This window comes from Hymenobacter sp. GOD-10R, from assembly GCF_035609205.1.
Classification (GTDB): domain Bacteria; phylum Bacteroidota; class Bacteroidia; order Cytophagales; family Hymenobacteraceae; genus Hymenobacter.
Map to the genome: position 1 here is coordinate 3,324,363 of NZ_CP141184.1, position 25,352 is coordinate 3,349,714.

Annotated in this window: 26 protein-coding genes; 19 read left to right on the forward strand and 7 right to left on the reverse strand. The window is 57.7% G+C overall.

Annotated features, from left to right (window positions below; translation table 11 throughout):
* The first annotated feature begins 105 nt into the window (after positions 1-105).
* From SD425_RS13315 to SD425_RS13345, 7 genes are all read left to right on the forward strand, one after another.
* Complete coding sequence (locus SD425_RS13315; RefSeq protein WP_324679374.1) at positions 106-459, forward strand: hypothetical protein; 354 nt, start codon at positions 106-108, stop codon at positions 457-459.
* A gap of 494 nt (positions 460-953) precedes the next feature.
* The gene (locus SD425_RS13320; RefSeq protein ID WP_324679375.1) at positions 954-1,409 is read left to right on the forward strand and encodes a hypothetical protein; all 456 of its coding nucleotides are present in this window, start codon (positions 954-956) and stop codon (positions 1,407-1,409) included.
* 3 nt (positions 1,410-1,412) lie between these two features.
* Positions 1,413-2,087 (forward strand): SCO family protein, encoded by a 675-nt coding sequence (locus SD425_RS13325; RefSeq protein ID WP_324679377.1) that lies wholly within the window; start codon positions 1,413-1,415, stop codon positions 2,085-2,087.
* 319 nt (positions 2,088-2,406) lie between these two features.
* Complete coding sequence (locus tag SD425_RS13330; protein WP_324679380.1) at positions 2,407-3,342, forward strand: helix-turn-helix transcriptional regulator; 936 nt, start codon at positions 2,407-2,409, stop codon at positions 3,340-3,342.
* 102 nt (positions 3,343-3,444) lie between these two features.
* Complete coding sequence (locus tag SD425_RS13335; protein ID WP_324679382.1) at positions 3,445-4,155, forward strand: SDR family oxidoreductase; 711 nt, start codon at positions 3,445-3,447, stop codon at positions 4,153-4,155.
* A gap of 545 nt (positions 4,156-4,700) precedes the next feature.
* Positions 4,701-5,921, forward strand: a complete 1,221-nt coding sequence (locus tag SD425_RS13340) for a glycoside hydrolase family 76 protein (RefSeq protein ID WP_324679384.1) — start codon at positions 4,701-4,703, stop codon at positions 5,919-5,921.
* Positions 5,922-6,047: 126 nt separating this feature from the next.
* The gene (locus tag SD425_RS13345) at positions 6,048-7,733 is read left to right on the forward strand and encodes a PNGase F N-terminal domain-containing protein (protein WP_324679386.1); all 1,686 of its coding nucleotides are present in this window, start codon (positions 6,048-6,050) and stop codon (positions 7,731-7,733) included.
* Between the two features lie 122 nt (positions 7,734-7,855).
* Here the strand turns inward: SD425_RS13345 and SD425_RS13350 are convergent, their stop codons facing one another.
* From SD425_RS13350 to SD425_RS13360, 3 genes are all read right to left on the reverse strand, one after another.
* Entirely contained in the window at positions 7,856-8,428 is a 573-nt protein-coding gene (locus SD425_RS13350) for a hypothetical protein (RefSeq protein WP_324679387.1), read from the reverse strand.
* Positions 8,429-8,473: 45 nt separating this feature from the next.
* Positions 8,474-10,882 (reverse strand): TonB-dependent receptor, encoded by a 2,409-nt coding sequence (locus tag SD425_RS13355; RefSeq protein ID WP_324679389.1) that lies wholly within the window; start codon positions 10,880-10,882, stop codon positions 8,474-8,476.
* A gap of 153 nt (positions 10,883-11,035) precedes the next feature.
* Entirely contained in the window at positions 11,036-11,374 is a 339-nt protein-coding gene (locus SD425_RS13360) for a hypothetical protein (RefSeq protein ID WP_324679392.1), read from the reverse strand.
* A gap of 366 nt (positions 11,375-11,740) precedes the next feature.
* On the opposite strand from SD425_RS13360, the gene SD425_RS13365 reads away from it, so the two are divergent.
* On the forward strand, positions 11,741-12,103 hold the full coding sequence (locus SD425_RS13365; RefSeq protein ID WP_324679395.1) for a MerC domain-containing protein: 363 nt from the start codon (positions 11,741-11,743) through the stop codon (positions 12,101-12,103).
* A 244-nt stretch (positions 12,104-12,347) separates the two neighbouring features.
* Here SD425_RS13365 and SD425_RS13370 read toward each other — a convergent pair whose 3' ends face one another.
* The 3 genes from SD425_RS13370 to SD425_RS13380 all read right to left on the reverse strand — a co-directional run bounded on the left by SD425_RS13370 (position 12,348) and on the right by SD425_RS13380 (position 14,791).
* Complete coding sequence (locus SD425_RS13370) at positions 12,348-12,953, reverse strand: FMN-binding negative transcriptional regulator (RefSeq protein ID WP_324679397.1); 606 nt, start codon at positions 12,951-12,953, stop codon at positions 12,348-12,350.
* Between the two features lie 137 nt (positions 12,954-13,090).
* A complete protein-coding gene (hmpA, locus tag SD425_RS13375; protein WP_324679399.1) occupies positions 13,091-14,296 on the reverse strand; it encodes an NO-inducible flavohemoprotein in 1,206 nt (401 codons plus the stop codon).
* Positions 14,297-14,350: 54 nt separating this feature from the next.
* Positions 14,351-14,791, reverse strand: a complete 441-nt coding sequence (locus tag SD425_RS13380) for an Rrf2 family transcriptional regulator (RefSeq protein WP_324679401.1) — start codon at positions 14,789-14,791, stop codon at positions 14,351-14,353.
* A 358-nt stretch (positions 14,792-15,149) separates the two neighbouring features.
* Here SD425_RS13380 and SD425_RS13385 point away from each other — a divergent pair, with 358 nt between their 5' ends.
* From SD425_RS13385 to SD425_RS13410, 6 genes are all read left to right on the forward strand, one after another.
* Positions 15,150-15,881 (forward strand): hypothetical protein, encoded by a 732-nt coding sequence (locus SD425_RS13385; protein WP_324679403.1) that lies wholly within the window; start codon positions 15,150-15,152, stop codon positions 15,879-15,881.
* 10 nt (positions 15,882-15,891) lie between these two features.
* A complete protein-coding gene (locus tag SD425_RS13390; RefSeq protein ID WP_324679405.1) occupies positions 15,892-16,137 on the forward strand; it encodes a hexameric tyrosine-coordinated heme protein in 246 nt (81 codons plus the stop codon).
* Between the two features lie 104 nt (positions 16,138-16,241).
* Positions 16,242-16,823 (forward strand): protoglobin domain-containing protein, encoded by a 582-nt coding sequence (locus SD425_RS13395; RefSeq protein WP_324679407.1) that lies wholly within the window; start codon positions 16,242-16,244, stop codon positions 16,821-16,823.
* An 87-nt stretch (positions 16,824-16,910) separates the two neighbouring features.
* The gene (locus SD425_RS13400) at positions 16,911-17,174 is read left to right on the forward strand and encodes a DUF2024 family protein (RefSeq protein WP_324679409.1); all 264 of its coding nucleotides are present in this window, start codon (positions 16,911-16,913) and stop codon (positions 17,172-17,174) included.
* Between the two features lie 24 nt (positions 17,175-17,198).
* Entirely contained in the window at positions 17,199-17,486 is a 288-nt protein-coding gene (locus tag SD425_RS13405) for a hypothetical protein (protein ID WP_324679411.1), read from the forward strand.
* Complete coding sequence (locus tag SD425_RS13410; RefSeq protein WP_324679413.1) at positions 17,476-18,099, forward strand: MarR family winged helix-turn-helix transcriptional regulator; 624 nt, start codon at positions 17,476-17,478, stop codon at positions 18,097-18,099. Before SD425_RS13405 ends, SD425_RS13410 begins: the two co-directional genes overlap by 11 nt.
* A gap of 91 nt (positions 18,100-18,190) precedes the next feature.
* On the opposite strand, the gene SD425_RS13415 is transcribed toward SD425_RS13410, so the two are convergent.
* A complete protein-coding gene (locus tag SD425_RS13415; RefSeq protein WP_324679414.1) occupies positions 18,191-19,666 on the reverse strand; it encodes a PLP-dependent aminotransferase family protein in 1,476 nt (491 codons plus the stop codon).
* Between the two features lie 156 nt (positions 19,667-19,822).
* Here SD425_RS13415 and SD425_RS13420 point away from each other — a divergent pair, with 156 nt between their 5' ends.
* The 5 genes from SD425_RS13420 (at position 19,823) to SD425_RS13440 (ending at position 25,346) form a co-directional block, all read left to right on the forward strand.
* Positions 19,823-20,308, forward strand: coding sequence for a cupin domain-containing protein (locus tag SD425_RS13420; protein ID WP_324679416.1), 486 nt, complete (start codon positions 19,823-19,825; stop codon positions 20,306-20,308).
* 23 nt (positions 20,309-20,331) lie between these two features.
* On the forward strand, positions 20,332-21,234 hold the full coding sequence (locus tag SD425_RS13425) for a dihydrodipicolinate synthase family protein (RefSeq protein WP_324679418.1): 903 nt from the start codon (positions 20,332-20,334) through the stop codon (positions 21,232-21,234).
* Positions 21,235-21,279: 45 nt separating this feature from the next.
* Positions 21,280-21,480 (forward strand): winged helix-turn-helix transcriptional regulator, encoded by a 201-nt coding sequence (locus tag SD425_RS13430; RefSeq protein WP_324679420.1) that lies wholly within the window; start codon positions 21,280-21,282, stop codon positions 21,478-21,480.
* A gap of 448 nt (positions 21,481-21,928) precedes the next feature.
* The gene (locus SD425_RS13435; protein WP_324679422.1) at positions 21,929-23,257 is read left to right on the forward strand and encodes a trypsin-like peptidase domain-containing protein; all 1,329 of its coding nucleotides are present in this window, start codon (positions 21,929-21,931) and stop codon (positions 23,255-23,257) included.
* 370 nt (positions 23,258-23,627) lie between these two features.
* Complete coding sequence (locus tag SD425_RS13440) at positions 23,628-25,346, forward strand: type VI secretion system Vgr family protein (RefSeq protein ID WP_324679424.1); 1,719 nt, start codon at positions 23,628-23,630, stop codon at positions 25,344-25,346.
* Positions 25,347-25,352: the final 6 nt, after the last annotated feature.

Sequence of the window (25,352 nt, forward strand, 5' to 3'; positions counted from 1 at the left end):
GTACTTCCCTTCGTGTGGTTTGGTGCTTCCCCCATTGCGTTGTTCTTTTGCGGCAGGCGCGTTTCTATTCCGCCTTCTCTGCGCGTGCGTCAAGCTGTTGCTCTTTTGCTGCTGTTTTCCCTCTCGGTGCACTGTGCCGGGCGGCTGGGCATTGTGGCGGGCTGGTGGCTCAACCAGGACTACATTGCCCGGGTGCTGTGCATCAACCGCGACAAGCCCCAGCTGAAGTGTAACGGCAAATGCCACCTGCGCAAGCAGCTTAAGGCGGTGGAGCAAGCCGAGCGCAAGCAGCAGCCGGACAGCAAGCAGGCGTTTCAGGAAATTACCCTGTTCTGCGCCGCCATGCTGCCCCTGCGCTTGACGGCCCCGACGTGGTTGGCCACGCTGCCCCTTTACGCGGAGTTGCGCGTCGGCTCCTACGGCTGGGATGGTACCAGCCCCGACCACCCACCGGCGTAAGTCCGTCCTTTTTCCTGGTTTCTGCTAGGCTGCGCGGGCGACCGGGTTTGCTACGTGCTGTCTATAGGTAGCGACGGAAGAGCCGTGCGAACTAGCTGGGCAGCATTTAACGAAGAAAGCGGGCGCCTTTTGCTAGGCTTATTTGGTCCCTAGCCCCCTTGTTCTGCCTGGTGGCTAGGTCGCCTAACGGCTGCTGATAATCAGCAGGCGAACTCCCGTACGCCTGCTTAGCGCTTCTCCCTGCCATGGTCAGGCAAGAGCCAGACGTGCTAAACCGGCACGCCCACCCGCACTTACTGCTTTCTCTTTTCCCTTCTGTTTCCTGGCCTTACCTGTTTCTGGCCCTGGGCAGCCGGCCCCGGCATCACCGGAGCATATCCGTACCGACCACCGGATGCCAGCAGCTTTGCGGCTGCCGCTAGCCCTACTGTGGCTGCTGGTGTAGCCTGCTGGCTACCTAGCTTTTCTATTCACTTGTTTTTCTCCTTCGACTTATGAAACAGCATCTGTCTGTTTTTTGTGTTTTCCAGTGGCTATTCCCGCTACTTGCCTTGCTGACTGCTTGCCAGCCTGATTCCACTTCTCAAACAGCTTCCGGCGTGGCTACCACGGGTCCCACGCGCGCTAGCGTCATGCAGCATCACGACTCCCTCATGAGCCGCATGGATGCGCTCAATACCGAGCGCCAGCGCTTGCAACACCAGCTCACCACGCTTGACACCACCGGCGTAGCGGGTCGTGACGCGGCCCCGACGTTGCGGCGCCGCACCCAGGCCCTAGTACAGGCCGACGCGGCCATGATGGACTGGATGCACCATTACCAGGAACCCGACACCACCCGCTTGAGCGCGCACCAACTCGCCGACTTCTGGGCCGACCAAGCCTATCAACTCACTCAGTTGGACCGTCAAATAACCACGGCCCTGGACTCCGCCCAACAACTTCGTTAAGGTATGCGCTACTTCACATCACTGGCGCAACTGCGCGCCCTAACTATCGGGCTTGTGGCCCTCTCCTACCTCATCACAGGCTGCACTGATGCGCCTGCTACCAAGCGCCTGCCCCATCTGGGTGAGGCGGAGGTAACCGCCCCCGGTGACACCACCTGGCCCACCGTCCCGACCTTCCACGTGTTGAATCAGGACAGCGTGATAGTGACGCCGGCCACTTTCGCGGGCAAGGTATACCTAGCCGATTTCTTCTTCACGACCTGCCCAACCATTTGCCCCGGCATGCAGCGGCAGATGCTGCGCGTGTACAAGCAATACAAGGGTAATACACGGGTGGCGTTTCTCTCCCATACCATCGACCCCGACCACGACACGCTGCCGGTGCTACGCGAGTATGCCGGGCGCCTAGGTATTACCAGTGCCCGGCAGTGGCACTTTGCCACGGCTCCGCGCGACTCCATCTTTGCGTTGGCCCGGCAGTACATGGTGGCGGCCCAACTAGACCCCACCGCTCCCGGCGGGGCCGTGCACAGCGGCGCCTTCGTGCTGGTAGATCCGCAGCATCACATCCGGGGTATGTACGACGGCACCCAGCCGGCCGAGGTAGACCGGCTCTTGCAAGAGTTGCCCCTGTTACTGGCCGAATTTAGCCTGGAAGCTCCAGCTGACGGCCGCTAGGGTCAGAAATCGTTCCCGCTGCAGGGCAATCATATAGCGGTTGCCTTGTAGCGGGACAAGCCGTTTACCCGGAAAGCACTCACGGATCTTCTTCAAATGGCCATTATGGCCTCACCAAGCCTCATAACTTGCCGCAACCGACAAATTCCTTGCTTACCCGCTACAGTTTAGCTTTCTGGGGCACGAGGAGCTGCGGGTGCTGTAATGAGTCGAACTGATCTGGGTTCGTCAAGAAGTATTTGCCCAGGTAATTCCTGTGCTCGTAGCGGCTGGGGGCTCGGCTAGCCGTGCTGCCCAGTCGTTCCGTACATTTAGTCGTATGAAACCAGATTCCCTAGCCGACTTTTATGCTGCGTGCGCTCCCAATGCGGAGGCGGTAACTGGCGTCTTGCCACCGCCGGATATGACGCAGGGAGTCGGCCATTTTAATGTCTTTTCGTTAGCCGACCTCCCTCAAGCGCCCCCTATGCCCTTTACCCGGCGGGCTTACCACAAGATTACGCTCTGCCGCAGCCGCAGCCAGGTGGAATATGCAGACCGGGACCCGCACTGCGCGTCCAACACCTTGTTTCTGGTAACCCCGCGCGTGCCCTATCGATGGCTACCGCTTACGGAAACGCCCCAGGGATATAGCTGCCTCTTCGACGACGCCTTTCTGCTACCCGCCCGAGCCGGGATAGTAGTGGCCGAACTACCGATTTTTCAGCCCGAGGCCTACCCAGTGTGGGAGGCAACCGAGGCCGAGTGCGCCGCGGTCGAAGCCATTTTTCACAAGATGGCGCACGAGCTCACCTCCGGCTACGCCTACAAGCACGACCTATTGCGCACCTATTTGTGGGAATTGATTCATCTGGTGCAGAAACTACAGCCCGCGCCTGCCCGGCTGAACACGCACAGCGCGGCCGAACGGGTAGCGGCCCAGTTCGCCGACTTGCTGGAGCGCCAGTTTCCCCGCCAAAGCCCGCAGCCGCCGCTCTCCCTGCGCACCGCCGCCGACTATGCCACCCAACTGGCCGTGCACGTCAACCACCTCAATCGGGTACTGAAAGAGGCGACGGGCCACACCACCACGACCCTGCTGAGCCAGCGCCTGACGCAAGAAGCCAAACTATTGCTGCGGCAAACAAGCTGGAGCATTTCGGAGGTTGCCGATAGCCTAGGCTTTGCCGACGTGGCGCACTTCTGCACTTTCTTTAAGCGCCACACGACCCAAACGCCGGGTGATTTTCGCAGCTCGGTTGTGTTTGAAATCTAAAACAATTGGGTTGATTGGCGAAGTTTGCCTGTTGCCTTCCTGCCAGACCTTTGCGGAGCAGTTCCGCATCACGCTGGTGCGGAGAAAACATGAACAGGCAACATGGAGAACAAGAAAATCGCGCTGGTTTCCGGCGGCAACAAAGGCATTGGATTAGCGATTGTGCGGGGGCTGCTACAGGCGGGCTGCCGGGTCTATCTGGGAACCCGCCAGGTGGCGAACGGTCAGCAAACCGCTGCTGAGCTAGCCGCCGAAGGAGACATATTAGTCATTGAGTTGGACCTGACGAGCCAAGCGACGCTCGACGCGGCCGCCGCGCGCATCAAGCGTGAGGTAGGCCACCTCGACATCCTGGTAAACAACGCAGGTATCAATGCAGAAGGAGACGGCCTGCCGAGTGAAGCGACGCTCCAAAGCGTAGAGCAGGTAATGAAGACTAATTTTCTAGGTACACTGGCGGCTACTCAGGCCTTTTTGCCGCTGCTCCGGCGGGCTGCGGCAGGGCGCATTGTCAACGTATCCAGTCCACTAGGCTCGCTTACCCTCAGTGGGCAGAACGACTGGGGCTTGCTAGGGTACTCGGCCTCGAAAGCCGCGCTGAACATGCTCACCGTGCAATTGGCCCAGGAGCTGCGCGCAACGGCCATCAAAGTCAACTCGGCCAACCCCGGCTACACGGCCACCGACCTGAACGGCTTTGCGGGCACGGATACCCCTGAGCAAGGAGCCGCGGAGGCCATCCGGCTGGCCCTGCTCCCCGCCAATGGTCCTACCGGCACGAGTTCTTCTGCTACGGCTGCCCTACCCTGGTGAGCACCTACTAATCAACCGCATGTGATATTTCCTCAGCGGTCAGTTTCACGGGCGAGGCAGCTAGGGCCTGCCCGCCGCGCCAGAGAGCTACCTGGACGGCAGGCCCTAGCTGTTGGCTACTTGCTGCAAGTGGTTAGTGACGGTAAACACCACATCGATACTGTAGAAGCTAGCCTAAGTAGCGCATACCTAGCTTGCCCATCGAGGCTGGCGAGAATCTAGAAGGTACTCCAGTCATGCGTGTATAGACCAGAGGCGGACTGCTGATGGTAGCGGTGAAGGTAATTTCAGGGAAAGCGGTGCTGGTATTTGGGCCGGAGATGCGCCTTGCAGGAGTTGCGATTCCGTGGTCAGGAGGCTAAACAAGTGCCGCCCGCGGCACGACTAAGCAGACAAATATTTTCGTCGCCCGTTGGGGGTGCGACTACTTCGTGGCTTTTATCCTTCAGTGAGAAGCGCTTAGCCTAGGTTATGACTTAGTGCGGCCTCACTAAAGTTATTGCCCTTTCAAACCCTAAAAAACCCACCACTCAAACCCCAAACGCATGCGTACGAACGATTCTACTTGCCACCCCGCGAACCTTACCACGGTGCCCGCCGGGCGAAAGCAGCAAACTAGTCGATTTATCTTACCCGCTGCTACCTTGCTCTTGAGCCTGCTCGCGGGCTGCCAAAAGGAGGACTTCCACGATACCCTAGGGGCAAGTTTGCCATCCACTCAAGTAAGCTCGTCGGCGGTAGTGGCTAAGAGCGAAGCCCTGTTGGCTTTGAGCAGCTATGATAACAAGTATTATAACCAGTACGGAACCTACGGCCCCTCATTCAAAGCCAACTACTGGTTCGATATCGCCAAAACCAAGCGGATGGACTTCTGGACCCAAGCCGAGGCCATCGAAACCGTTATCGATGCTTACAATGTGAATCCCACCCCCGAATACAAAAACAAAATCCAGTACCTCTACAACGGCATGCGCGATGCGTACGGCTTACTATGGAGCAGCAACGAGTTCAACGACGACGTCATTTGGGGCTCGCTGATGTGTGTCCGCGCTTACGAAATCTGGAACGATGGGGGCATGCTCGACATGGCCCGCCAGAACTTTGACTTGGTGTGGGCCAGAGGCTGGGACACCACGCTAGGCGGTGGCTTGTGGTGGAAAACCGATAAGCTGTCGAAAAACACCTGCGTCAACGCCCCAGCCGCTATTTGCGCCATGCGGCTATACAAAGCCACCGGTAATACCGCCTACCGCGACAAAGCCAAGCTAATCATGGACTGGCTGGCCTCTCGCATGTACGTGGCCTCTACGGGGGAAGTGAAAGGTGCTATGAACCAGGCGGGCCAAATCACGGAAGGCTCCTTGTTGTATACGCAAGGCACTTTTATTGGGGCGGCCAATGAACTGCGCCCCTACTACACTAGCCCCGACTACCGGGCCATGGGCCTTAAGGCCATGGACTATGCCAGCAACAGTTTGTCAAAATCGCCCGGTGGCATCTTGCAGGATGAAGACGCAGTGCTGGACATTCAGGGCGGGAAGTCCATTTTTGCGCGGTGGGCCTGCATTTTTGTAAAGGAAACCGGCACCGCCGCCACGTATGGCCCCTGGCTGGACCTAAATGCGACCCAAGCGTGGTCAATCCGCAACTCGAACGGGATTATGTGGAATCTGTGGAGCACACGCACCTCCGACACGGATAATCTGAACTCGTGGCGCACCAACGGTGGCGTGTCCATGATGCTCAACCTGTACCGCTTCCGCTAGCATACCTGGGAGAAAGCCTATAGTAGCCGATAGCCAGCTTTTTGGTCCGGGAAAAAGTTGACCCTAGCTAGGTTGACTTCATCCTAGGCAAGATAAGCTGGTTATCTTGCTCCCGACTTAGTTCGTATGAGATACCTATTCCTGTTTGCCTGCCTGTTGTTTGCCGTTGCGAGTGTTGCCCAGCAGCGTGCTATTGTTACCTACGAGGTAAAATACCACGGTAAGGAAGTGCCCGGAGGCCGCCTGAAGTTAGTTATTGACGGACAGCGGGCGCACCTGCAAAGAGTCGCTGATACGAAGGCACGGGAACAGCTGTATCTGGACTACGCCGCCAATCGCACCATGCAGGTACTCACCTTGCAGGACAATGCCCACGTCACGCAGCTAAAAGAGTTCAAGGAGTATGAACAGCCGGAACTGCTGCCAGGCACGGAGACCATCCTAGGGTACCCGTGCAAGAAGGCCAAAGTGATTATCCGCTCCAATACGGTGGAGGTATGGTACACCAACGCCCTGCCCCTGAAAGGCACCCCTATTGGCGTCACGCCGGGCCTAGGGCTGGTCCTGAAAATGGTCCGCAACGGAGAGCAGGAAACCATTGCCACCCAAATTCAGACCAGCAAGGTAAAAAGCACCGACCTCGACTGGCCCACTCCCGCCCAGATGGGCCCCGTGGTCGATGCGGCTACCTATAACCAGCAGGTGATTGAAAGCCGATTTAAGACCGTATCGGTTTTCGATCGGGAACAGCTTTCCTTCGGGAATAACCCGCCAAACTCAGCGGAAGGGCAAACCAACCTCACCTACCACTACGCCGCAGGCACGGTGATCCTGAAGAAGATCCGGGTGCCCGAGTACCTAGCTGGCACGCAGGTGTTTGCAGAACTGACCCAGTATTCCAATGGCGACGCGTATGACCGTACGGGTTCGGTGTTTATGATTCCACTGGATAAGCAGCAATCTTTTTTGAACGGGTTGCAACAAGGCGTAAAAGCCTTGCCCGTGTACAAAGAAAAGTATCAAGGAGTGGTGGCAACCGACCAGTATCTGCCCCCGCTGGAGCTAATGCGGTTTTTTACGCCGTTTGGCGTGCGTAAGTACAACGCAGCTTCGACGATCAAAGGCTATACCTGGGCAGACTCGGCCGTATTTCGGCAAGACCTGACCGAGCTTCACTCCCGCTTGCAGGGCGACGTTTGGATCGGCGTGTTCATTGGCAACTACGACAAAGGCGGGCATATCGTGAGCCTGCGCCTGAAATACTATCCCGGCAGTGGGGAAGAAAATCAAAAGCTAGGTCAGGTGGTGCTCCCCCTCTTCAACACCACCAACCTGATGGAGATGGCCGGTCAGGAATACGGTACCATGTTCGAGCATGACTCCCTGACCGTAACCGTCGATATTCCGCCGGGGCTGAAGAACCTCCAGCTACGCTATATCACCACCGGCCACGGAGGTTGGGGTGGCGGCGATGAGTTCAACCAGAAGCTGAATGAGCTCTTTGTCGATGGGAAACGGGTATATCATTTCATTCCCTGGCGAACCGATTGTGGCACGTATCGGCTGCTCAACCCTTCTTCCGGCAACTTTGGCACTGGCATGTCTTCTTCCGACCTAAGCCGCTCCAACTGGTGCCCCGGTAGCTTAACCCCACCGGTGTACATCCCCCTACCCGACTTACCCGCTGGTAAGCATACATTCAAAGTTGCTATTCCGCTCGGGAAACGAGAAGGCAGTGCGTTTAGCGCCTGGAATGTATCGGGTTGTCTGCTCGGAACAACGGAAGGAGGACCTAGGCCAAGCACCAAGTAAGATGGGCTACAACAAGAAAGCACCCGCCAATGGCCGGTGCTTTCTCAACGTTCTCCAAAACCAAACTAGGAGAAACTAGATGGGAAGCCGGTTGCAGCCGGACTCCCGATACCTTGCTAGGTTTACCGCACGCTCGTGGGGAAGGTCACTTCCACATCGGTGTCGCCGGGGGCGAAAGAGCCGTTTTTCACGCCGGGCTGGTGGCGCAGCGTGATTTTGAGCGTACCACTCGCCGCCGCCGTGGTGACCAAGCGGGTTTGTAGGCCCACCTCTAGGTTATTCTTGTCCTTGTCCGTGCGCGTCACCGTTACCAGGTTCGTGGGCGTGGGTTCGAAGAAGAAAATGTGCTCATCGGCTTCCTGCTGAATCTCGGCCGACGTATTGACGGCTGGGGTTTTCGTCTCGTCTAGCAAGGTCAGCACGCCGGTGTAGGTGGTGTTGGCGGCCAGCGTCAGCGAACCGATGGTGGGGGCTGCGCCACCGTCGCCGTCCGGGTCCTTATAGGTGACGGACACGGGTGTACCGCCGCTCACAGGGGTTAGCGTGTAGGTCACCGTCGTGATCTGCTCGTTATCATCGTCGGGCGTGGGATCATCCTTATCGTTGTCCTTTTTGCAGGCGCTGAACAGGGTTGTGGCAGCGAGCAGGGCGAATAGCGCCAAGCGGGAAAAAGCGTTATTGTGCGGCGTGTGCATGGTTGAAAAATGAAAAAGTTGGAAGAAGTAAAAGTCAATGGTTCGCTACCGCGCCCGGCTCAGCTCCAGCGGCACGCGCACGCGCAGCGTCACATTGCGGCCCATTTCGTCGGCGAAGTAGCGGTAGCGATTCAGGTAGTCGCGGTAGCGCTGGTTGAGCAGGTTGGAGCCGGCTAGGCTTACCTCCAGCGGCTGGCGGCCCCAGTGCAGAGTGGTGCCAGCCTCCAGCCCGAGCAGCGCATAGCCGGCGGGCGGCAGCTTGTAGTCCTGTTCGGCATAATTATCCGGTACCCGGGTCTGCCGGGCTACGGCGTAGCCCCCTAGCTGCACGTAGCTCTGGCGCAGGCGCGCAGCCGGCTGCGGCGCAATCTCGTAGCGGAGCGACACTTCCGCCCGGTCGGCGGGCATGAAGATCTGCCATTGATCCTGGCGAGTGTCGCGGGCTCGCACAATGGAGCCTTTGGCCCCCAAGAGCCAGCGGGGTGCCAGCTGGTAGGTGCCGGCTAGGTCTACGCCCCGAAACGTGGCATCCGTCTGCTGGTACACCCAACTAATGAGTGCCCCCCGAATCGTAATCACGGGCGGCAGAATGGGCACCTGGTAGATAAAGTCGGTGATACGCGTCTGGTACACCGTGATTTCCCCGTTCAGGCGGGGGTTGTCGTGCCAGGTAGCTGTCAGGCTGACGTTCAGCGCCGTTTCGGGGACCAGCGCCCCGTTGCCCGGCACCAGGTCATACCCTAGCTCGTACTGGGCGTTGTGCACGCCGTCGCTGAAGCGTTCATTGGCGGCGGGTGCGCGGCGCGTCAGGCCCGAGGCGAGGTTCAGCGTCAGGTGGGCCGTGGGGTCGAAAGTGGCCCCGAGGGAAGCCGCCGGCGTGGTGTATTGGAAGCGGCTGCGATCCACAAAGAAGGCGCCCGTCGTATCCCGGTCGCCCCGCTTCACCTGAAGGTCGCGGCGGTCCAGCCGCAGGCCAGCTTCCAGCAGCCACTTCTTGCGCTGCCATTTCTCCAGCCAAAAGGTCCCGAGGGTATGGTTGGTGTAAAAGGGAATGAACTGCCGGCTGCCCGCCGCGTAGCGGTTAAATTGATCTGTACCTGCCACCCCAATGCTGCCGATTAGGTTGTGCCAGCGCCGATGCTCCCACAGGAGTTCGGCCGTGGTGGTACGGTTGGTGTAGCTCAGTTCGGGTTTATTCAGGGCCGCTAGGTTATCGTTGCGGGGCCGGTATTTATCGTACTCATCGCGGAAATCCGTCTGCTGAGCGACGGTGGCCGTCAAGCGGCCCGCAGTCCCAGTTTGCACGAAACCGGTAAGCTTGGCTACGTCGTGGCGCACCTGCTGGTAGGCGCGGTCAATGTCGTAGTTGAAGCCCGAAGTTTCTAGTGGGCGCGGGCGGGCAATAGCAAGCTCCAAGTCTGTGGGGCTGCCTACGTGTGCGGCGGGCAGAATGCCGATCTGCGTGTTATACTGGCTATAAAAAGCCTCAACGCCGTATTTTTCCTTCCGCCAGCCGGCCGCCGCGGAGAAGTCCATCTCCTGAAAGCCAGAGTTCTTGAGGTAGTAACCAGGGGCCCGCATGGTGCCGGCCCGCTTGGCCGTACCCTGCACCCGCCAGCTCAAGGCCGGCAACGTACGCAGGTTACCTTCTACGGTGCCCGAGGCAGCACCTAGGCCATTATTGCTCATGCCCACCAGGTTCAGCTCGGCGCCGGTGCCCGCGGAGTCGCGTAGCGGCTTCGGCTCCACTAGCACTACGCCCCCAATGGCATCGGAGCCGTAGCGGACGCTAGCGGCGCCCTTTACCACCGTCAGGCGGGAGGCAATAAAAGGGTCGATTTCCGGCCCGTGCTCCTGGCCCCACTGCTGCCCCTCCTGCCGCACCCCGTTGTTGAGGATAGTCAGGCGGTTGGAGTGCAGTCCGTGAATCATGGGCTTGAAGATGCTCGGGCCCGTCTGAATGGCCGTCACGCCCGCAATCTTCTGCAAGGCTTCGCCTAGTGCTTGCCCCCGGGTTTGCTGCAGGGCCGAGCCGCTGAGTGTGGCGGTGGGCTGGGTGGGGGCTAGCACCCGCTGGCCGCGCACGGTGGCGCCACGCAGCACAACAGCACTGGGGTGTAGTTGAAAGTTGCGCACCACGGCGCGCTCGACGCGCAGTTCCGCCGTCTCGGTTTCGTAGCCGAGAAAGGTGACCTGTACGTGGTAGAGGCCGGCGCAAAGGTGCAGGTGAAAGTTGCCGGCCGCGTCGGTTTGGGTGGCTTGCTGGGTTTCCAGCACGACCACGGTAGCCCCCGACAGGTCCGCCCGCGACTCATGGTCAGCGACGCGGCCGCTCAGCGACAGCGCACATTCAGCGGGGGCTTGGGCGTGGCCTAGGCGCGCTATACTCAGTAGGAGTAGCAGCCAAAAGCCTGGTCGCCCAATCCCCGGTGTGCCCAGAAATAGGAAAGACATACAAGAAAGGAGAGCCGGTAAAAACTAAACCAGCCGCCGTACTTCGCACGCTACTAAGGCATGCGGAAGAACTATTCCATAAGAAATGAGGAAGTAGGCTTCGAAATCTACTAGCAAAAAGACACGAAGCGGCTATCCGACGGCTATTGGGATTTAGCTCTCGGATGGTGGCCCGCGCAGGTAGTCAATGGCTGGGGGCGTGACTTCGCCCGCCCGGATCAGCGCCACGGCTGTAGCGCGCTGGTAGGCCTGTAGCACCCGCTCTTTCAGCTCCAAAAACGGAGCAGGCTGGAAAGGCACGTTGTAAAAATGATCAACGTCGCAGTGCAGGTGCTGGGCACTGAGCACCTGCTTACCGTGCAAGGCGCCCGGTGCCTGCGTTGGCTCCTCGGTGGTGTGCTGGTGACGATGCAAGCTCAAGACCCATGCCTCCGGCAGCAGCACCCGCACGAAGCAGAGCAGCAGCACCAAAGCCAGCCAAGAACGAAGCATTTTCATTTGCAACAATGTAGCGTATACAAACAAAGGTAAGCGCCGAACTTGAATTAGATTGCATCTCAGCAATAAAAATCACTTTATGCAAAGAACAGATCGTGAAAAATAGCCTGTTGATGACAATCAAAACATACAGGGTAAATATCAAGCTCTAGTGAACACAATAGAAAAGTAAGTACTAGTTCGTTTTGGAAACCCAAAGACCGGCTAGGTTATTTGCAACATAATTACAAATAACCCAGCCGGTCTATACTTTTGCCTTAATCAACTGTGGATCTAAAAAGCGGCTTCTATACAAAACCAAATTCTAGCTCTGGCAATGCAGCAGCACGTTCGCGGATCTATAGCCTCAACTTTAGCCTTGTGAAAAGCATATGGATTCGCTTGGCCGCTGATTATGGCGGGGTCCTCAACAGCGGCCTATGCTTGCTGCACTGTGCTATTAGCCCGCTGTTGCTCGCTTTTTGGGGCGTGCACCAGCACACTATGGAACAGTGGGAAAGTGCTTTTCTACTTGTCAGTGGCTTGTTGGTAGTGGGGGCGACCTGGCGCATGTCTACCAAGAGCTTGCGCGTGGCTATTTGGGGCTTTTTCACCCTGTTTGTGAGTGCTGAATTTTGGCAGCATTCCTACCCTTGGCTAGAGCTGGTGCAGTATATGGCCTCTGCAGGGCTGATTGCCACGCATCTTCTAAATATGCGTTATTGCCACCGGGCATGTGCTTAGGTGTATGCAGCCGCCAGCCTGTTCCTTTTAATGAGCATCAACCTAGCAGAGGCCTCTGTATTCCTTTTTAAAAAGCCTAATCCTAGACGCTGCTATTTTGAACAACCTAGCTAACACGCATGAAGCCCTGGAATAGCAACGGGAAACTCTTCAAGTACGACTGTTGCCGTTCTCGCAGGCTAGTACTTAATGCAAATACGGGCGCGCAGTAGCTGGCCGCGTTGCCACTAGCGGAGCCTACTGATTACCCGTTCTGCATATAGGGCGCTAAGTCCCGCACGATTGAGTCGTCGCTGCTTGCTAGGTGCTCCATGATAGCAGCGCGTTCGACCGCTGAGCGGCTTTGGCTGAGTTTCTTTTGACCTTGTAGCGTAGTTACTTCTACCTCAAAAGCCACCAGGGCGCGCCGCAGACCTGCTTTATACTTCTCCGGCAGCGTGTCCCATTGCCCTTGGTAGGCTGGCTCATGGATGGCGATAAGTTGCTGCAGCACTTGTTCCGTGGCAGTTGCATCTTCTAAGAGGCGCACCCGACCATAGGCATGCACTGCCACGTAGTCCCACGTCGGGACACTTTCCCGCTGCTGGTAGAGCGTGGGCGAAATGTAGGCGTGGGGGCCCGTAAACAGCACCATCACCTCCTGTTCTCCCCAGCTCCGCCACTGCGAATTGGCACGCGCCAGATGGGCGGTGAGGCAGACGCGCGAACCGTCACTCGTCACGCTGAAAGGCAGGTGCGAGGCAACTGGTACGCCCTGCTCCACGCTGACCAGGGTAGCGAAACTGTAGCGTTGCATGAAGGCCACCGCTTCGGCCTGATCAGTGAGTTGGAACTCGGCGGGAATGTACATAGACAGAAGACTGTTCGGATGAAAATCGAGGTAAAGTAATGCTTGACGAGCTAGGTAGGATGGTCCAGTTTGGCGAAAGCCTATCTACCAATCTCGGCGGATACCCGTTGCGTTGGAACAGCCATAGTATACAGTAGCTAGACGCCCATTGTCGCCGGCCCAAACTCCTCAAAGTGAATGGATTCACGCGGCACGCCTAGCCGTGACAGGTCCTGCACCTGCTTGCGAATAAAAGGCATCGGACCGCACACATAGTAGTCGGCTTTTGGCAGGAGCGTACCGCCATTGAGCTTTTGCAGCTCGACAATCCCTGCGTAGTACCCTTCCCGTTCCAGACCAGGAGCTAGGGTGTCGTAGAAAATATGGTGCTGTACGTTCTCGTGGCAAGAGGCTAGGTCGGCTACCGCCTCCCGAAAAGCGTGTACTTGCTCGTTGCGGCTGCCGTGCACCCACACCACTTGGCGGGACTTGTTGGTCAGCGTGAGGTAGTCGAGCATGCTCAACAGGGGCGTTTGGCCTACGCCGCCGCTCACCAGCACCACCGGTGTTTGCTTGGTCGTCTCCAGGGTAAAGTCGCCGGCTGGCGCGGCTAGCTCCACGATGGCGCCTTCCTGCACAAAGTCGTGGAGGCGGTTGCTGATCATGCCATTGGGGTGCTGACTGCCCGCTTCCTTTTTCACCGAGATGCGGTAATATTCCCCGTTTGGCGCACTGGAGAGGCTGTATTGCCGGGGCTGAAACAGGTTCAGTTCGGGCAGAAATAGACGCAGGCTCACGTACTGGCCGGGCAAATAGTCGGCTACTTGGCCTCCATCGGCAGGATACAGGTAGAAGGAGGTAATCTCACTCGACTCAGCGACTTTTTGCTTCACCGTGAAGGGGCGCCAACCCGTCCAGCCTCCCGGCTGACTGACCGCTTTTTGGTACAAGCCACTTTCTAGTCCACTCATCAGCCTAGCTAATTCGCCATACGCGGTAGTCCAGGCGTCGAGGAGCGCGGGCGTGGCCGCTTCGCCCAGCACCTCGCCAATGGAGGCAATGAGGTGCCGGCCCACAATGGCATAGTGCTCAGGGCGAATGTCGAGGCTGACGTGCTTGTGGCCGATTTTGGTGATGGCCTGCACCAGCACCGAAGGGTCTTCGATGTTTTCGGCGTAGGCTAGCACGGCCATGGCTAGGGCCGTTTGCTGCTTGCCGTTTTGCTGGTTGCCCATGTTAAAGACGTTCTTCAACTCGGGGTTGTGCTCAAACATCCGGCGGTAAAAGTGGCTGGTGAGGGCTACGCCGTGCGCTCTGAGGGTGCTTACGGTAGCGGTAACGAGGGACTTTTGCTCAGGGGTCATAGAAATGGATGTAAGTAACGGACAAAATTGTCCTGTATTAAAATAAAAAAAATGTCAACTGAATTGCTTTAAAAAACCTAGGCCGTCGTGCACTTTGCTCGCCAGTTCGCCAATTGTGTGCGTGCGCAACAACTCGTTGAGTTGGTCGCGAATGGGCAAGAATTGGTAGTGCATGGGACAGGGTTGCTTGGCCGAGCACTGGGGCAAACCGAGGGCGCAGCCTTGCAGCATCGCTCCACCGTCGATAGCTACGACGATCTGGCGGAGCGTGACGGTGCGCAACTGCTCGGGAGTGAGCTCAAAGCCGCCGGTAGGACCTTTCACGGAGGTCACTAGTTGGGCGCGCACTAGCTGTTGCAGGACCTTGGCCGTAAAGGCTTCCGGCGAACCAATTTCGGCAGCAATGTCCTTCAGGCCCACCCGGCGACCATTGGTCGACTGCTGCCCTATGTAGATCGAGGCCCGGATTCCATATTCACATGCTTTCGAAAACATACCGCTTGGCTTTGACCCAAAGGTAGAGGACGATTTAATAACGGACAAAATTATCCTGTATATTTTTTCTCACCTTTCTTCGGCTTCTGAGCTAGCCCCAAGGCTCGCGCAACTATTACCCTGCTCCCTATCTGCATTAGGATAGCAGCGCCGCTTAGGTTCTCTTGTTACCTAGCTTACTGCTGGGCGAAACAAGTTTTTAGTGCACGAAAACATTGCTTAGGCGCAAGAAGCGCGGGTCATCTGCTCAAACTGGGCCAGTATTTATATGCAGTCTGGTCCAATGGTGAAACATGACTATACGGTTAGGAGTGCCAACTACTTTTGTCGGGTAATCTAACAACAAGTTATGCACGTCATGAAACGACCCATGCTTACCCTAGCGCTACTTAGCGCTCTGACTACCAGTGGCTTCGCGCAATCTTCGGGCGCAGCCTACAACAATGCCGACTACACCCCTAAGAAGGCAGCCGTTAAGTATCTGCCGGAGCTGGAAACTCTCGTTTTTGAGTTTCAGGTGGCGGGCAACGCGGGCAAAACCCAACCCAAACCCGCTGGCAAAACCGATGGCGCGCCAGTGCTAGGTTACGTTTTCCCTACCACCCTTAAGTCGACTGACATCGGCATGGGTGCCACCGATGGCATTGTGGCTTTGGCCCTTACCTCCCACCCCGACTTTGAGGATACGCCGCTGTGGGATGAGAATGGCGACGGCGATTATGCCAACGACGGGCTGGTGTGGCACGCGCACTGGGTAGTCCTGATCAAGGACAGCCGCGTGGCCGGTGGCTTTTCGGTGAAGGAGTTCGACCATATGGGAGCCGCGCCCAAGCTGCCGCCCACTAGCGCCCCCGGCATGCACATGTACATGGATTCGCCCGGCTTCACCGTCACGATGCAGGGCAGCACTGGTCGCGCTGTCGTGCCGCTCGACCGCATCAACCGCAAGCGAGACTTCAAATTCGACCTCGTGACTTGCTACATGGAGGTCAACGCCTCCGATAAGAAGCGGCCCATGCTAGGGGTGTATCAAGTGTACGGAGTGATGTCGGGCAACCTTTCGTTGCCCTATACGGTGGCTTCTAAATAACGCCTGCGCCATGTCTGACCTGCAACTTGTACCCGGCAATAGCCTGCTCACGGCTACCCCGGAAGAAGGACGCCAGCTTGCCGTCAAGCTCGCCCGCCTCATCATTAAGCTCACCCAGCCCGACGACGAAAAACGCCGCCAGCAGCGCGCCATCTACGCCGACAACCCGATGATGCTCATCAGCATCTGCCAAACCGTCGCCGCCGAGTTTGCGACCATCGCCGCCGCTAACAACTACTGGCGCGACCGGCCCTAGGCTAGGTATCTCCCCTTCTCTTTTAAGTGAATTCAAGCCCACTTTTCTGCTGGGCCAGCCACCGCTTTGCCTTTCACCATTTACTTTTTACTGCTCCTACATTCATGGAAACTTCCAACATTCCTGGCTACGCTTACGGTCAAGTCGGGCGCTCCCCGGTCACCCTCGAAGAGCTAGAATTACTTAAGCAAACGGTTCTGTTTTCGGATGCGGATGTGGCGGCACTCGCGCAAGCGGGCCAGGTGCTTGCTCCGCAGACCGATGCCGTTCTCGACGTGTGGTACGGCTTTGTGGGGGCGCACCCGCATCTGCTGCGCTACTTCTCCCTGCACGGGCAACCCGACGGCGACTACCTAGCCCGCGTTCGGGCCCGCTTCGGACAGTGGATTGCCGATCTCTGCACCCGCCCCTACGACCAAGCGTGGCTCGACTACCAGCACGAAATCGGCTTGCGGCACACCAGCACCAAGAAGAACGTGACCGACGGCGCCGCGGCCGAGCCGCTCATTCACCTGCGCTATCTCACTGCGTTCATTGTGCCGCTCACGGCTACCATCAAGCCTTTTCTGCAAAACGATGGGCACACCGCCGCCGAGGTAGAAGCCATGCACGCGGCTTGGTTCAAGGCCGTCACGCTCACGGCTACGCTCTGGTCCTACCCCTACGTCAAAGAGGGTCAATTTTAGATTTTGCCCTGCTTCGACCAGCGCAGCAGGACACGAAATCTAGTTTCTAAGTCTCAACAAATTATTTACTTCTCAACGTTTACACTCATGGAAGTCGCCGTTTATGACACCTACGTTCCCAAGAAGGACGGCTCAGTAATGCACTTCGACATTTTGGTATCCGACGAAACTGCTAGCAAGGAGCTGGTGTACCAATTTGGCCGCCAGTACCTAGCCCAGAAAGGTCAGCAGGGCCAACCCCTAACCGCCAAGGAATGCCGCTTCTGCCATATTGCAGAGTCTGCTCAGGAAATTGTGGACGTTATCAGTGCCCAAGGGTACTATATAATTGAAATGCAGGGGTGCCAGTAGGCACCTCTATTTTCTACCTAGCTCATGGAAACCGTTGCCTACAAGCCCATTGATTGCAGCTTCCACGACTTGCTGGAGGCGACCATCACCCTGCGCACGTACTCGCACTTACAGTACTTCACCGACCTTTGGGAGTTCACCACCGTTACCGGTTTGCTGAAGAACCTAGTCAGTGAGCGGGAGCCGGATGGCCTCTCTGAATACCTCGTTATTGATACCGGCGAGCGTATCCGCCTCGACCGGGTAGTGAACGTAAACGGTACCTTTGCGCCGCCTTTTCGCCACTACCTCGATTTCACCTGTGACTGCTGATTCCGCTGCCAGCCCGTTCGACCCGTTGCAACAGAACAATCCGCCGGACTTGGACCACAAGATTGTGGCCTCGCTCGAACGGCTGGCAGGCGTGTTTCGCCACTTGCTCTGGCAAGAGGCTACTCATAGTGGTTTGAGCCCCTTGCAATTGCAAGTGGTAGTGTTTTTACGCTTTCACCTACCGAGCCAGTGTACGGTGAGTAACCTAGCCCGCGAGTATCACGTGAGCCGCGCCACCATTAGTGATGCAGTCAAGACACTCGCTCAAAAATCCTTGATCAGTCGGCACCCTGATCCGGTCGACCTGCGCAGCCATTTCCTGAAGCTTACCCCCGCCGGCGAGCGGCTGGCCGACCAGACCAGCCGCTTTGCTGCGCCCCTTGGTCAGCCCGTAGCTGGTTTGCCTACCCGACAAAAGCAGAGCCTATATCTGAGCCTGCTCACGCTCCTGTACGAGTTGCAGGCAGCGGGCACCATCCCGGTGCAGCGCATGTGTTTCTCCTGCCGCCACTATGGTTGGAGGCCCGGTCAGCACTTCTGCCATTTGCTCAACATTCCTCTCGAAGGTCCTCAACTACGCATCGATTGCCCCGAGCACGACGCGGCGCTTTAGTAGCGCGGCGCAAGCGTTGATGCGGTTTCTCTAGGCAACAGGGTATTGCATTTCGAACGTCTCACCCGCTTTTTCATTCTAGCTCCGCTGCTCAGCTTTCGTACTGGCGCAGGACGAGCCCTAGCTGCTCTACACCGTGGGCTAGCTCGGCGGGCGTCAGCGCCGCGTAGCCCATGCGCACGGAGTTGGTGGCGGGCCCACTCAGGTAATAGCGGCTACCCGGCGTAATGACCACCTTGCGACGAGCTAGCTCCTCCGTTATTTGCTCCACGTCAACGTCTTCCCGGAAGGTCACCCACAGGGCCATACCACCACCGGGTAACACAAAATCTACCACGTTGCCCGGCAGCTGGCGCAGGGCATCAGCCAGTGCGTCGCGGCGGGCGTGGTACTCGGCGTGGGCCTTGCGCGTGTGCCGCTTGATTTCTCCTTCATCAATCAGGTCGGCTACGGCCTGTTCCAAGACGGTGTCGCCCTGCCGGTCCACTAGCGTCCGCAGCCGACCTAGCGCCGTTACAAACGCAGCCGGACCTGTTACATAGCCCACGCGTAGAGCCGGGGCAATCAGCTTAGAGAGCGAGCTGATGTAGATGACCACACCGTGCGGATCAGCGCTGGCCAACGGCAGCATGGGTTGGTAGTGGAAGTGAAACTCATGATCGTAGTCGTCCTCGATGAGGGCTACACCGTAGCGGGCGGCTAGGGCTAGCAACTGCACTCGTCGCGCCGCTTTCAGCGTCACGGTGGTCGGAAACTGATGGTGGGGCGTCAGGTACAGGGCCCGCACGGTGCGGCGCTGGCATAGTGCTTCCAGCGCGTCTACGCACAAGCCTTCTTCGTCCACCGGCACGGGGGCTAGCTCAGCACCTAGTAGCCGAAAGGTTTGCCAAGCGGGCGGGTAGCCGGGGTTTTCCACCGCCACCACGTCGCCCGGTTGGATCAGCAGTCGGGCGGTCAGGTACAAGGCCATTTGGGTGCCCCGCGTCAGGCAGATACCGGCTGGGGTTGTGCTCAAGCCCCGGTCGTGGTTGAGCATCCGCGATAATGCCTCGCGCAGGGGCAGGCTACCTAGGGGGCTGTCGTAGCCTAGCTGGTTGCGGCGGCCTCGGCCCTGCATCACCCGGCGGTAGGCGCTGGCCAGTGTGGCTACGGGCGCGAGCCGAGCATCGGGCGTGCCATCGTTGAACACCAGCGCCCCGGGCGGCACCACAGGCAGGTGCTCCAAGTTAAATGGGTCTTGCCACTGAAAGCCAGGCGCTTCTACTTGACCACTCGTGGCGGGCGCAAACGCCGTCGGGGTGCTCTCGGGCAGCCGGCTCGATACGAAGGTACCGCGGGTAGTTTGCGACTCCAGCCAGCCTTGGGCGAGCAGCTCCTCGTAGGCCAGCACCGCCGTTTTACGGTTCACGCCCAGCTGCTTAGCTAGCTCTCGGGTGCCAGGCAGCGCCGTACCCGGCTGCAAGCGGCCGCGGCGGATTTCGGCGGCAATCAGCTCACTGATTTGTAGGTACACGGCCCGGCCCGCCGCGAAGGTTGGATGAAAGTTGGTATCCCAAGCACGTAGCATAACTGGACCCGTTTGTTTGCAAAAACTGGATGAATTCAGGGGGCCAAACTACAAACACTTTTGCATAGTCGGGAGCTGGCACCCACCCTGACCCGGGATGTAAAACAGGGTATTGCCAGCGCCCCCTGATGGTTTCACCACTTTTCAATCTTGCTCATGGACCCTATTGCCATTCACAACCTAGCTAAGCCCACAGACCAATTCCAATCAGCGGATTTTCACCGCACCTACGCCCGGCCCGAAGTTCGGATGCCCGAGAGGCTCCACCACGCCAACGTGGAGCAAGCCGGTGCCCACGATCAGTTCTCGACCGAGCGCAAGCATCCCGTCTTCTTTGTGGACCTGCCAACCGTGGCGCTGAGCATGACCATCGGCGGACTCTTGCCGGGCCAAGTCACCAACCAGCACCGCCACACCTACGAAACGGTGATTTACGTCATCGAAGGCGAGGGCTACACCCAGATTGAAGACCGCATAGTGGAGTGGAAAGCGGGCGACGCCATCTACATCCCCATCTGGGCCTGGCACAACCACGGCAACCGCAGCGAAACGGTGGGCGCCCGCTACATCGCTTGCGAAAATGCGCCCCTGCTGCAAAACCTAGGGGTGGCCCTGCGCGAGGAGCGCGGCCGCGACTTGTAAGTCACTTATTTAACTCCCTTTCGATGAATACGAACGTCCCTTTTCGCGGCATCATTGCCTATCCTATTACGCCATTCACCGCCGATAACACGGTGGACCTACCCACCTACCGCCGCCTGGTGGAGCGGCTGGTGACCAGCGGCTCGCATGGCATTGCCCCGCTCGGCAGCACCGGCGTGTTGCCCTACCTCACCGACGAGGAACGCGACGCCGTAACCGAGGCCACCTTGCAGCAAGTAGCCGGCCGCTTACCGGTGCTGGTGGGCGTCTCGCACCTGACGACGGCCGGCGTGGTGCGCCACGCCCGCTTTGCCGAGCAGGCCGGCGCGGCCGCGGTGATGGTCATCCCGATGAGCTACTGGAAGCTCACGGACGATGAAATCTTTCAGCATTTCGACCGGGTAGCCAGCGCTGTATCGGTGCCGATAATGGCCTACAACAACCCCGCTACGGGCGGCCTGGATATGTCGCCGACGCTGCTTAAGCGCCTGTTGGAAATTCCCAACGTGACCATGATCAAGGAAAGCACCGGCGACGTGCAGCGCATGCAGGCCTTGCGTCAGCTGCTAGGTGAGGATGTGGCGTTCTATAATGGCTCCAACCCCCTAGCCTTGGCCGCTTTTGCCGCTGGTGCCACGGGCTGGTGCACGGCGGCCCCCAACCTTATTCCGGAGCTGAATGTGGACCTGTACGAGGCAGTACAGCGCCAGGACCTTACCGAAGCTAGGCAGCTATTTTACCAGCAATTAGCGCTGCTTCAGTTCATTGTAGCCAAAGGCTTGCCCCGCGCTATTAAGGCTGGGCTGGAGCTGCTAGGTGAGAAAGCTGGCGAGCTACGAGCCCCACTGCAGCCCCTCAGCGGGGCGGAACAGCAAGAGCTAGGCCGTATTCTAACCCAGGTGCAACTGCCTGCCAGTGTGGGCTAACGAAGGGCTTGACACTGGCAACCTACGCTAACTGCCCACCAACTGGTGAAGCGCACCGTGTGCGACACGCAACCCGTGACGGTCGAGTACGAGAGCACGGCGCACAGCCGCACCTTGCTGCAAGTGGTGCAAGCCATGAGCGATTGGTGCTACCTGCACCACGAAACAATAGTGGGCCACAAAAGGGCTGACGACCCGTCCTTAGCCACTTCCGCTACAGCTAGCAGCGAAGTAGCAGACTCGTGATGAACGGGTAGCAAAAGTATTGGAGAGCAGATAGCATCTGGGGCGGTATTGCCGCCTCCGAAATAACCTTGTACGCCCTAGCCTTCGGAACATGGCTAGGGCGCTAGTGGGTACTCCCTCTATGTTCCGCCCAGCAGGCTGACATTTAGGCACCTCTACAGCGCTAAATTGCGTTAAGGTAGTTTTCCTCTGCCCTAAACCGAGAAAACTACCACTTGCTCGGGCGCGCTAGGCAGCGGTTTTCGGCTCCTCACCTAGAAGCATCCTTATGAGAAAATCGACGACCCTTTTGCTTTTTAGTAGCTTTTGCCTCCTGCAGCTGGGAAATATTAGCTGCACCAGCAAGCAAAGCTCGGACGAGAGAAATACGACCGAGCCTTCCTCAACGGCCTTTTTAGCCGACGAACCTTCCGCCGACGATGGCCCAAAAAGCACTGCCTCCGCGGGTATGGGCAACTTTGTCAAGGCTTCTAAAGCGGCGACGCCCGCGGTCGTACACATCAAAACCACATATGGAGCTTCCGAGGAGTATGATGACCCGTTTGGTCAGTCGTACGACTCACCTTCCGGGGGCGGCACGGCCATGGCTTCCGGCTCCGGGGTTCTGCTCACTGGCAACGGCTACATCGCCACCAACAATCACGTGGTGGAAAATGCCGCCAAGATTGACGTGGTCTTGCCTGACAACCGACAGTTTTCCGCGGAGTTGATCGGCCGGGACCCCAACACGGACCTAGCCCTCATCAAAATCAAAGCCGACCACCTGCCCAGCATCAAACTCGGCAACTCCGATAGTGTGCAGGTTGGGGAATGGGTGGTCGCTGTGGGGTATCCTTTTTCGCTGAATACCACCGTCACGGCGGGCATCGTCAGTGCGAAAGCGCGCAGCATCGGGATTATCAACCGGCCCAGCAGCAACGGCTATGCGGAGCCTAGGGGCAACTTAGGCGTGGAATCATTCATCCAAACCGATGCCGCCATCAACCCCGGCAACAGCGGGGGCGCGCTAGTCAATACCAATGGCGAATTGATTGGCATTAACTCGGCCATTGCCTCACAAACTGGCAGCTACGCGGGCTATGCGTTTGCCATCCCGGTGAATCTAGCCAAGAAGATCCTAGGAGATTTACGAGAATTTGGCGCGGTAAAACGCGGGCTGCTCGGCGTGTCTTACCCTTCCCCCACCGCCGAGGCGCAATACTTACAGCAGCAGGGGCTGCAGCCCGGAGCGGTACGAGGCGTTTACATCACGGGGGTGCTAGACAACAGCGCCGCTGCTGCGGCCGGCTTACAGGCCGGTGATATTATCCAGAGCATCGACGGCTTAGCCTTGAATTCGTCGGCTGAATTTTCCGAACGCATTGCCCGGCACCGCCCCGGCGACGTAGTCAAGCTCACCTACTTACGTAATAAGAATAGCCGCTCCACCTCAGCCACGCTCAAAGGCGAGGCCACCACGGCGACAGCGAAAAGCAATGCCGACCTAGATAAAATCTATAATCGACTCGGGGCTAGCTTCTCTCCGTTGCCTGGCTCGCTGAAACAGCGCCTGAATCTGCGGGCGGGCGTATTGGTGAGTGAGGTCCGGCAAGGTGGCTTCTTTGAGCACATCGGCATTCCCAGCGGCACGATCATCGCCTTCATCAATGGTAAATCCATCGACACGCCCCAGGATATTGACCGCGCCTTGCTGTCGGCCCAAAGCGGCACCATCCAGATGCTAGCAATTGCACCGGATGGCTCACGGGTGGTCTTTAATTTCTCGCTCGGCGCCTAGGCTAGCCGGCAAGAGAAAGCACAAATCGACTCACTCGCTGGTGGGGTAGCTGAACTTGAACGCCAGCCTATGGTTTGTGCCCACCCTGATGGTGGCCAGAGCCATCTTACTAGCTTTCGCACTAATCTTCGTAGATGTACGCCTCAACCTGGGTACAAGAGCACTCGACTGTTGTTTAAATTGTCTAGCAAAATAACGGCTTCAAAAACGCAGTTTTTATGGTACTGTTAGGGCGGGCCTACTAACTAAAAGATAGTCACCAGCATCCGTAGTATATGCCGTAGAATTAGTAGTACTTAATGGCACATTCATCGACGCTGCTCGAGGCAAGATGAGCTAGGATCAATTGTGTTGCTATTCGCCGTGTACTATGCCTTCTTATGCTAACCTCAAGACTACTATTTCCATTGAAGGAAAGGCTATTGCAACGTTCCAAACCCTTTCCATCACGCAATCCATTCACACACAGCACCGATTTGAAGTAGCATTTGAATACGAGCAGGTGGAAGCTAGCTTCACCTTCAAATCAAATGCAATACAGGAGCTAGCTGGCAAAAACATTAGCCTGAAGATTGAAAGCACAGACTCCGCGACTGCCAAGCTAACATTCAATGGCGTTATCGCGGAGGTAGAGCTGGTGCAGCCCGATACAGCCTTTTTGGGTTCAATGGTAGTGCGAGGATACGGGCTACCGTACAAGCTAGCTACTGTACCGGGGATCAGCGCCTACTACGGTATGAACGTGACGGATCTGGTGACCAACTGCCTGAGTGCCTATTCCGACCCCAAAGAAGTAAGCGCGCCCCTAGGTCCTAGCCACGTTCTGCCCTATGCGGTGCGCTACCGCGAAACCTACTGGAACTTTCTACGCCGCCTAGCTTACGACTATGGTGCTTGGTTTTATTATGATGGTGTAAAGCTGCATTTTACGACCACGCCGGGCGGCACGCCTGTTCCGCTAACCTTCGGTCTTAATCTAAGCCATTTACGATCAGGCACACGGGCCGCTCCTCAGTTTGTGAGCCAATACGACTATTTCTCAGCCGATGATACCGACGCTTCTGCCGAGGGTACGGCCAATGCGTCGCTCTTTGTAGCCGCTGCGGGAAATAATCAGCCTGGGTATCGGCGCTCATTGGCGGCGGCGGATGTCAAGCAGTTCGCGAGCAACCGCAGTGCCTCCTTCGGGGCCGATAGCAGCTATGTCGCCGGCGATTCGGAAGTACCGGGTATCTCCGTAGGCACGACGGTGCGCATCAGTGACCAGCGCTCCGGCGCGCCCTTGGGCGACTTCAACGTGATTGAAGTGACCCACCACATTGACAAAACGCAACGCTACCACAATCATTTTGAGGCTATTCCAGCCACCGTGAAGGTGATGCCCCCAGGGCCGCTTGAGCGACCAATGTGCGCACCGCAGCTCGGGAAGGTGATGGATAACAAGGACCCTAAAAAGCTAGGGAGGGTTCAGGTACAGCTGCAATGGATGAAAGACTCCGAGAAGACGCCCTGGCTACGCGTGCTAGCACCACATTATGGCCTAGATGCTAAACAGAAGAAAAGCCGGGGCTTCCTATTCGTACCTGAAGTAAACGACCAAGTGATGGTTGGTTTTCAGCACGGCGACCCCGAACGGCCTTTTGTGTTCGGGGCTATGCCGCACGGCAAGAATGCCGCCGTGCCTGATCCGGCGAAAGAGCGTCACCTCAGCGTCAACAGCGGTACAACCATCACGTTTTTGGATACAGAAACCAAGCACGAGCTGCACCTGCAAGTCGACGACAAGAACTTGATTACTATTGTGGTAGACAATGGGCAAGGCACTATTACGCTCAATGCCAGCAAAAGCCTCGTCCTGAAAGCCACTCAGGAGATTACGCTCGACGCGCCCAAAATTGCTATTACCGGCGACAACGTCACGATCAAAGGCACCGCCAAGACGGCCATTAGTGGAGCGGCTGTTGAAGTGAAGGCCGATGCCGAGTTGAAGGCCTCGGGTGCCACAGTGAAGATAGCAGGCACAGGCATGGCCACACTGGAAAGCTCGGGGGTTACGACGGTAAAGGGCTCGGTGGTCATGATTAACTAGCAGACC

Coding starts and splice junctions, on each gene's coding strand:
- SD425_RS13435 (WP_324679422.1), top strand. CDS start 21,929: ATGGGCAACTTTGTCAAGGCTTCTAAAGCGGCGACGCCCGCGGTCGTA.
- SD425_RS13355 (WP_324679389.1), bottom strand. CDS start 10,882: ATGTCTTTCCTATTTCTGGGCACACCGGGGATTGGGCGACCAGGCTTT.
- SD425_RS13350 (WP_324679387.1), bottom strand. CDS start 8,428: ATGCACACGCCGCACAATAACGCTTTTTCCCGCTTGGCGCTATTCGCC.
- SD425_RS13405 (WP_324679411.1), top strand. CDS start 17,199: ATGGAAACCGTTGCCTACAAGCCCATTGATTGCAGCTTCCACGACTTG.
- SD425_RS13415 (WP_324679414.1), bottom strand. CDS start 19,666: ATGCTACGTGCTTGGGATACCAACTTTCATCCAACCTTCGCGGCGGGC.
- SD425_RS13420 (WP_324679416.1), top strand. CDS start 19,823: ATGGACCCTATTGCCATTCACAACCTAGCTAAGCCCACAGACCAATTC.
- SD425_RS13395 (WP_324679407.1), top strand. CDS start 16,242: ATGGAAACTTCCAACATTCCTGGCTACGCTTACGGTCAAGTCGGGCGC.
- SD425_RS13335 (WP_324679382.1), top strand. CDS start 3,445: ATGGAGAACAAGAAAATCGCGCTGGTTTCCGGCGGCAACAAAGGCATT.
- SD425_RS13360 (WP_324679392.1), bottom strand. CDS start 11,374: ATGCTTCGTTCTTGGCTGGCTTTGGTGCTGCTGCTCTGCTTCGTGCGG.
- SD425_RS13370 (WP_324679397.1), bottom strand. CDS start 12,953: ATGTACATTCCCGCCGAGTTCCAACTCACTGATCAGGCCGAAGCGGTG.
- SD425_RS13385 (WP_324679403.1), top strand. CDS start 15,150: ATGAAACGACCCATGCTTACCCTAGCGCTACTTAGCGCTCTGACTACC.
- SD425_RS13340 (WP_324679384.1), top strand. CDS start 4,701: ATGCGTACGAACGATTCTACTTGCCACCCCGCGAACCTTACCACGGTG.
- SD425_RS13380 (WP_324679401.1), bottom strand. CDS start 14,791: ATGTTTTCGAAAGCATGTGAATATGGAATCCGGGCCTCGATCTACATA.
- SD425_RS13390 (WP_324679405.1), top strand. CDS start 15,892: ATGTCTGACCTGCAACTTGTACCCGGCAATAGCCTGCTCACGGCTACC.
- SD425_RS13320 (WP_324679375.1), top strand. CDS start 954: ATGAAACAGCATCTGTCTGTTTTTTGTGTTTTCCAGTGGCTATTCCCG.
- hmpA (WP_324679399.1), bottom strand. CDS start 14,296: ATGACCCCTGAGCAAAAGTCCCTCGTTACCGCTACCGTAAGCACCCTC.
- SD425_RS13425 (WP_324679418.1), top strand. CDS start 20,332: ATGAATACGAACGTCCCTTTTCGCGGCATCATTGCCTATCCTATTACG.
- SD425_RS13345 (WP_324679386.1), top strand. CDS start 6,048: ATGAGATACCTATTCCTGTTTGCCTGCCTGTTGTTTGCCGTTGCGAGT.
- SD425_RS13330 (WP_324679380.1), top strand. CDS start 2,407: ATGAAACCAGATTCCCTAGCCGACTTTTATGCTGCGTGCGCTCCCAAT.
- SD425_RS13440 (WP_324679424.1), top strand. CDS start 23,628: ATGCCTTCTTATGCTAACCTCAAGACTACTATTTCCATTGAAGGAAAG.
- SD425_RS13400 (WP_324679409.1), top strand. CDS start 16,911: ATGGAAGTCGCCGTTTATGACACCTACGTTCCCAAGAAGGACGGCTCA.
- SD425_RS13325 (WP_324679377.1), top strand. CDS start 1,413: ATGCGCTACTTCACATCACTGGCGCAACTGCGCGCCCTAACTATCGGG.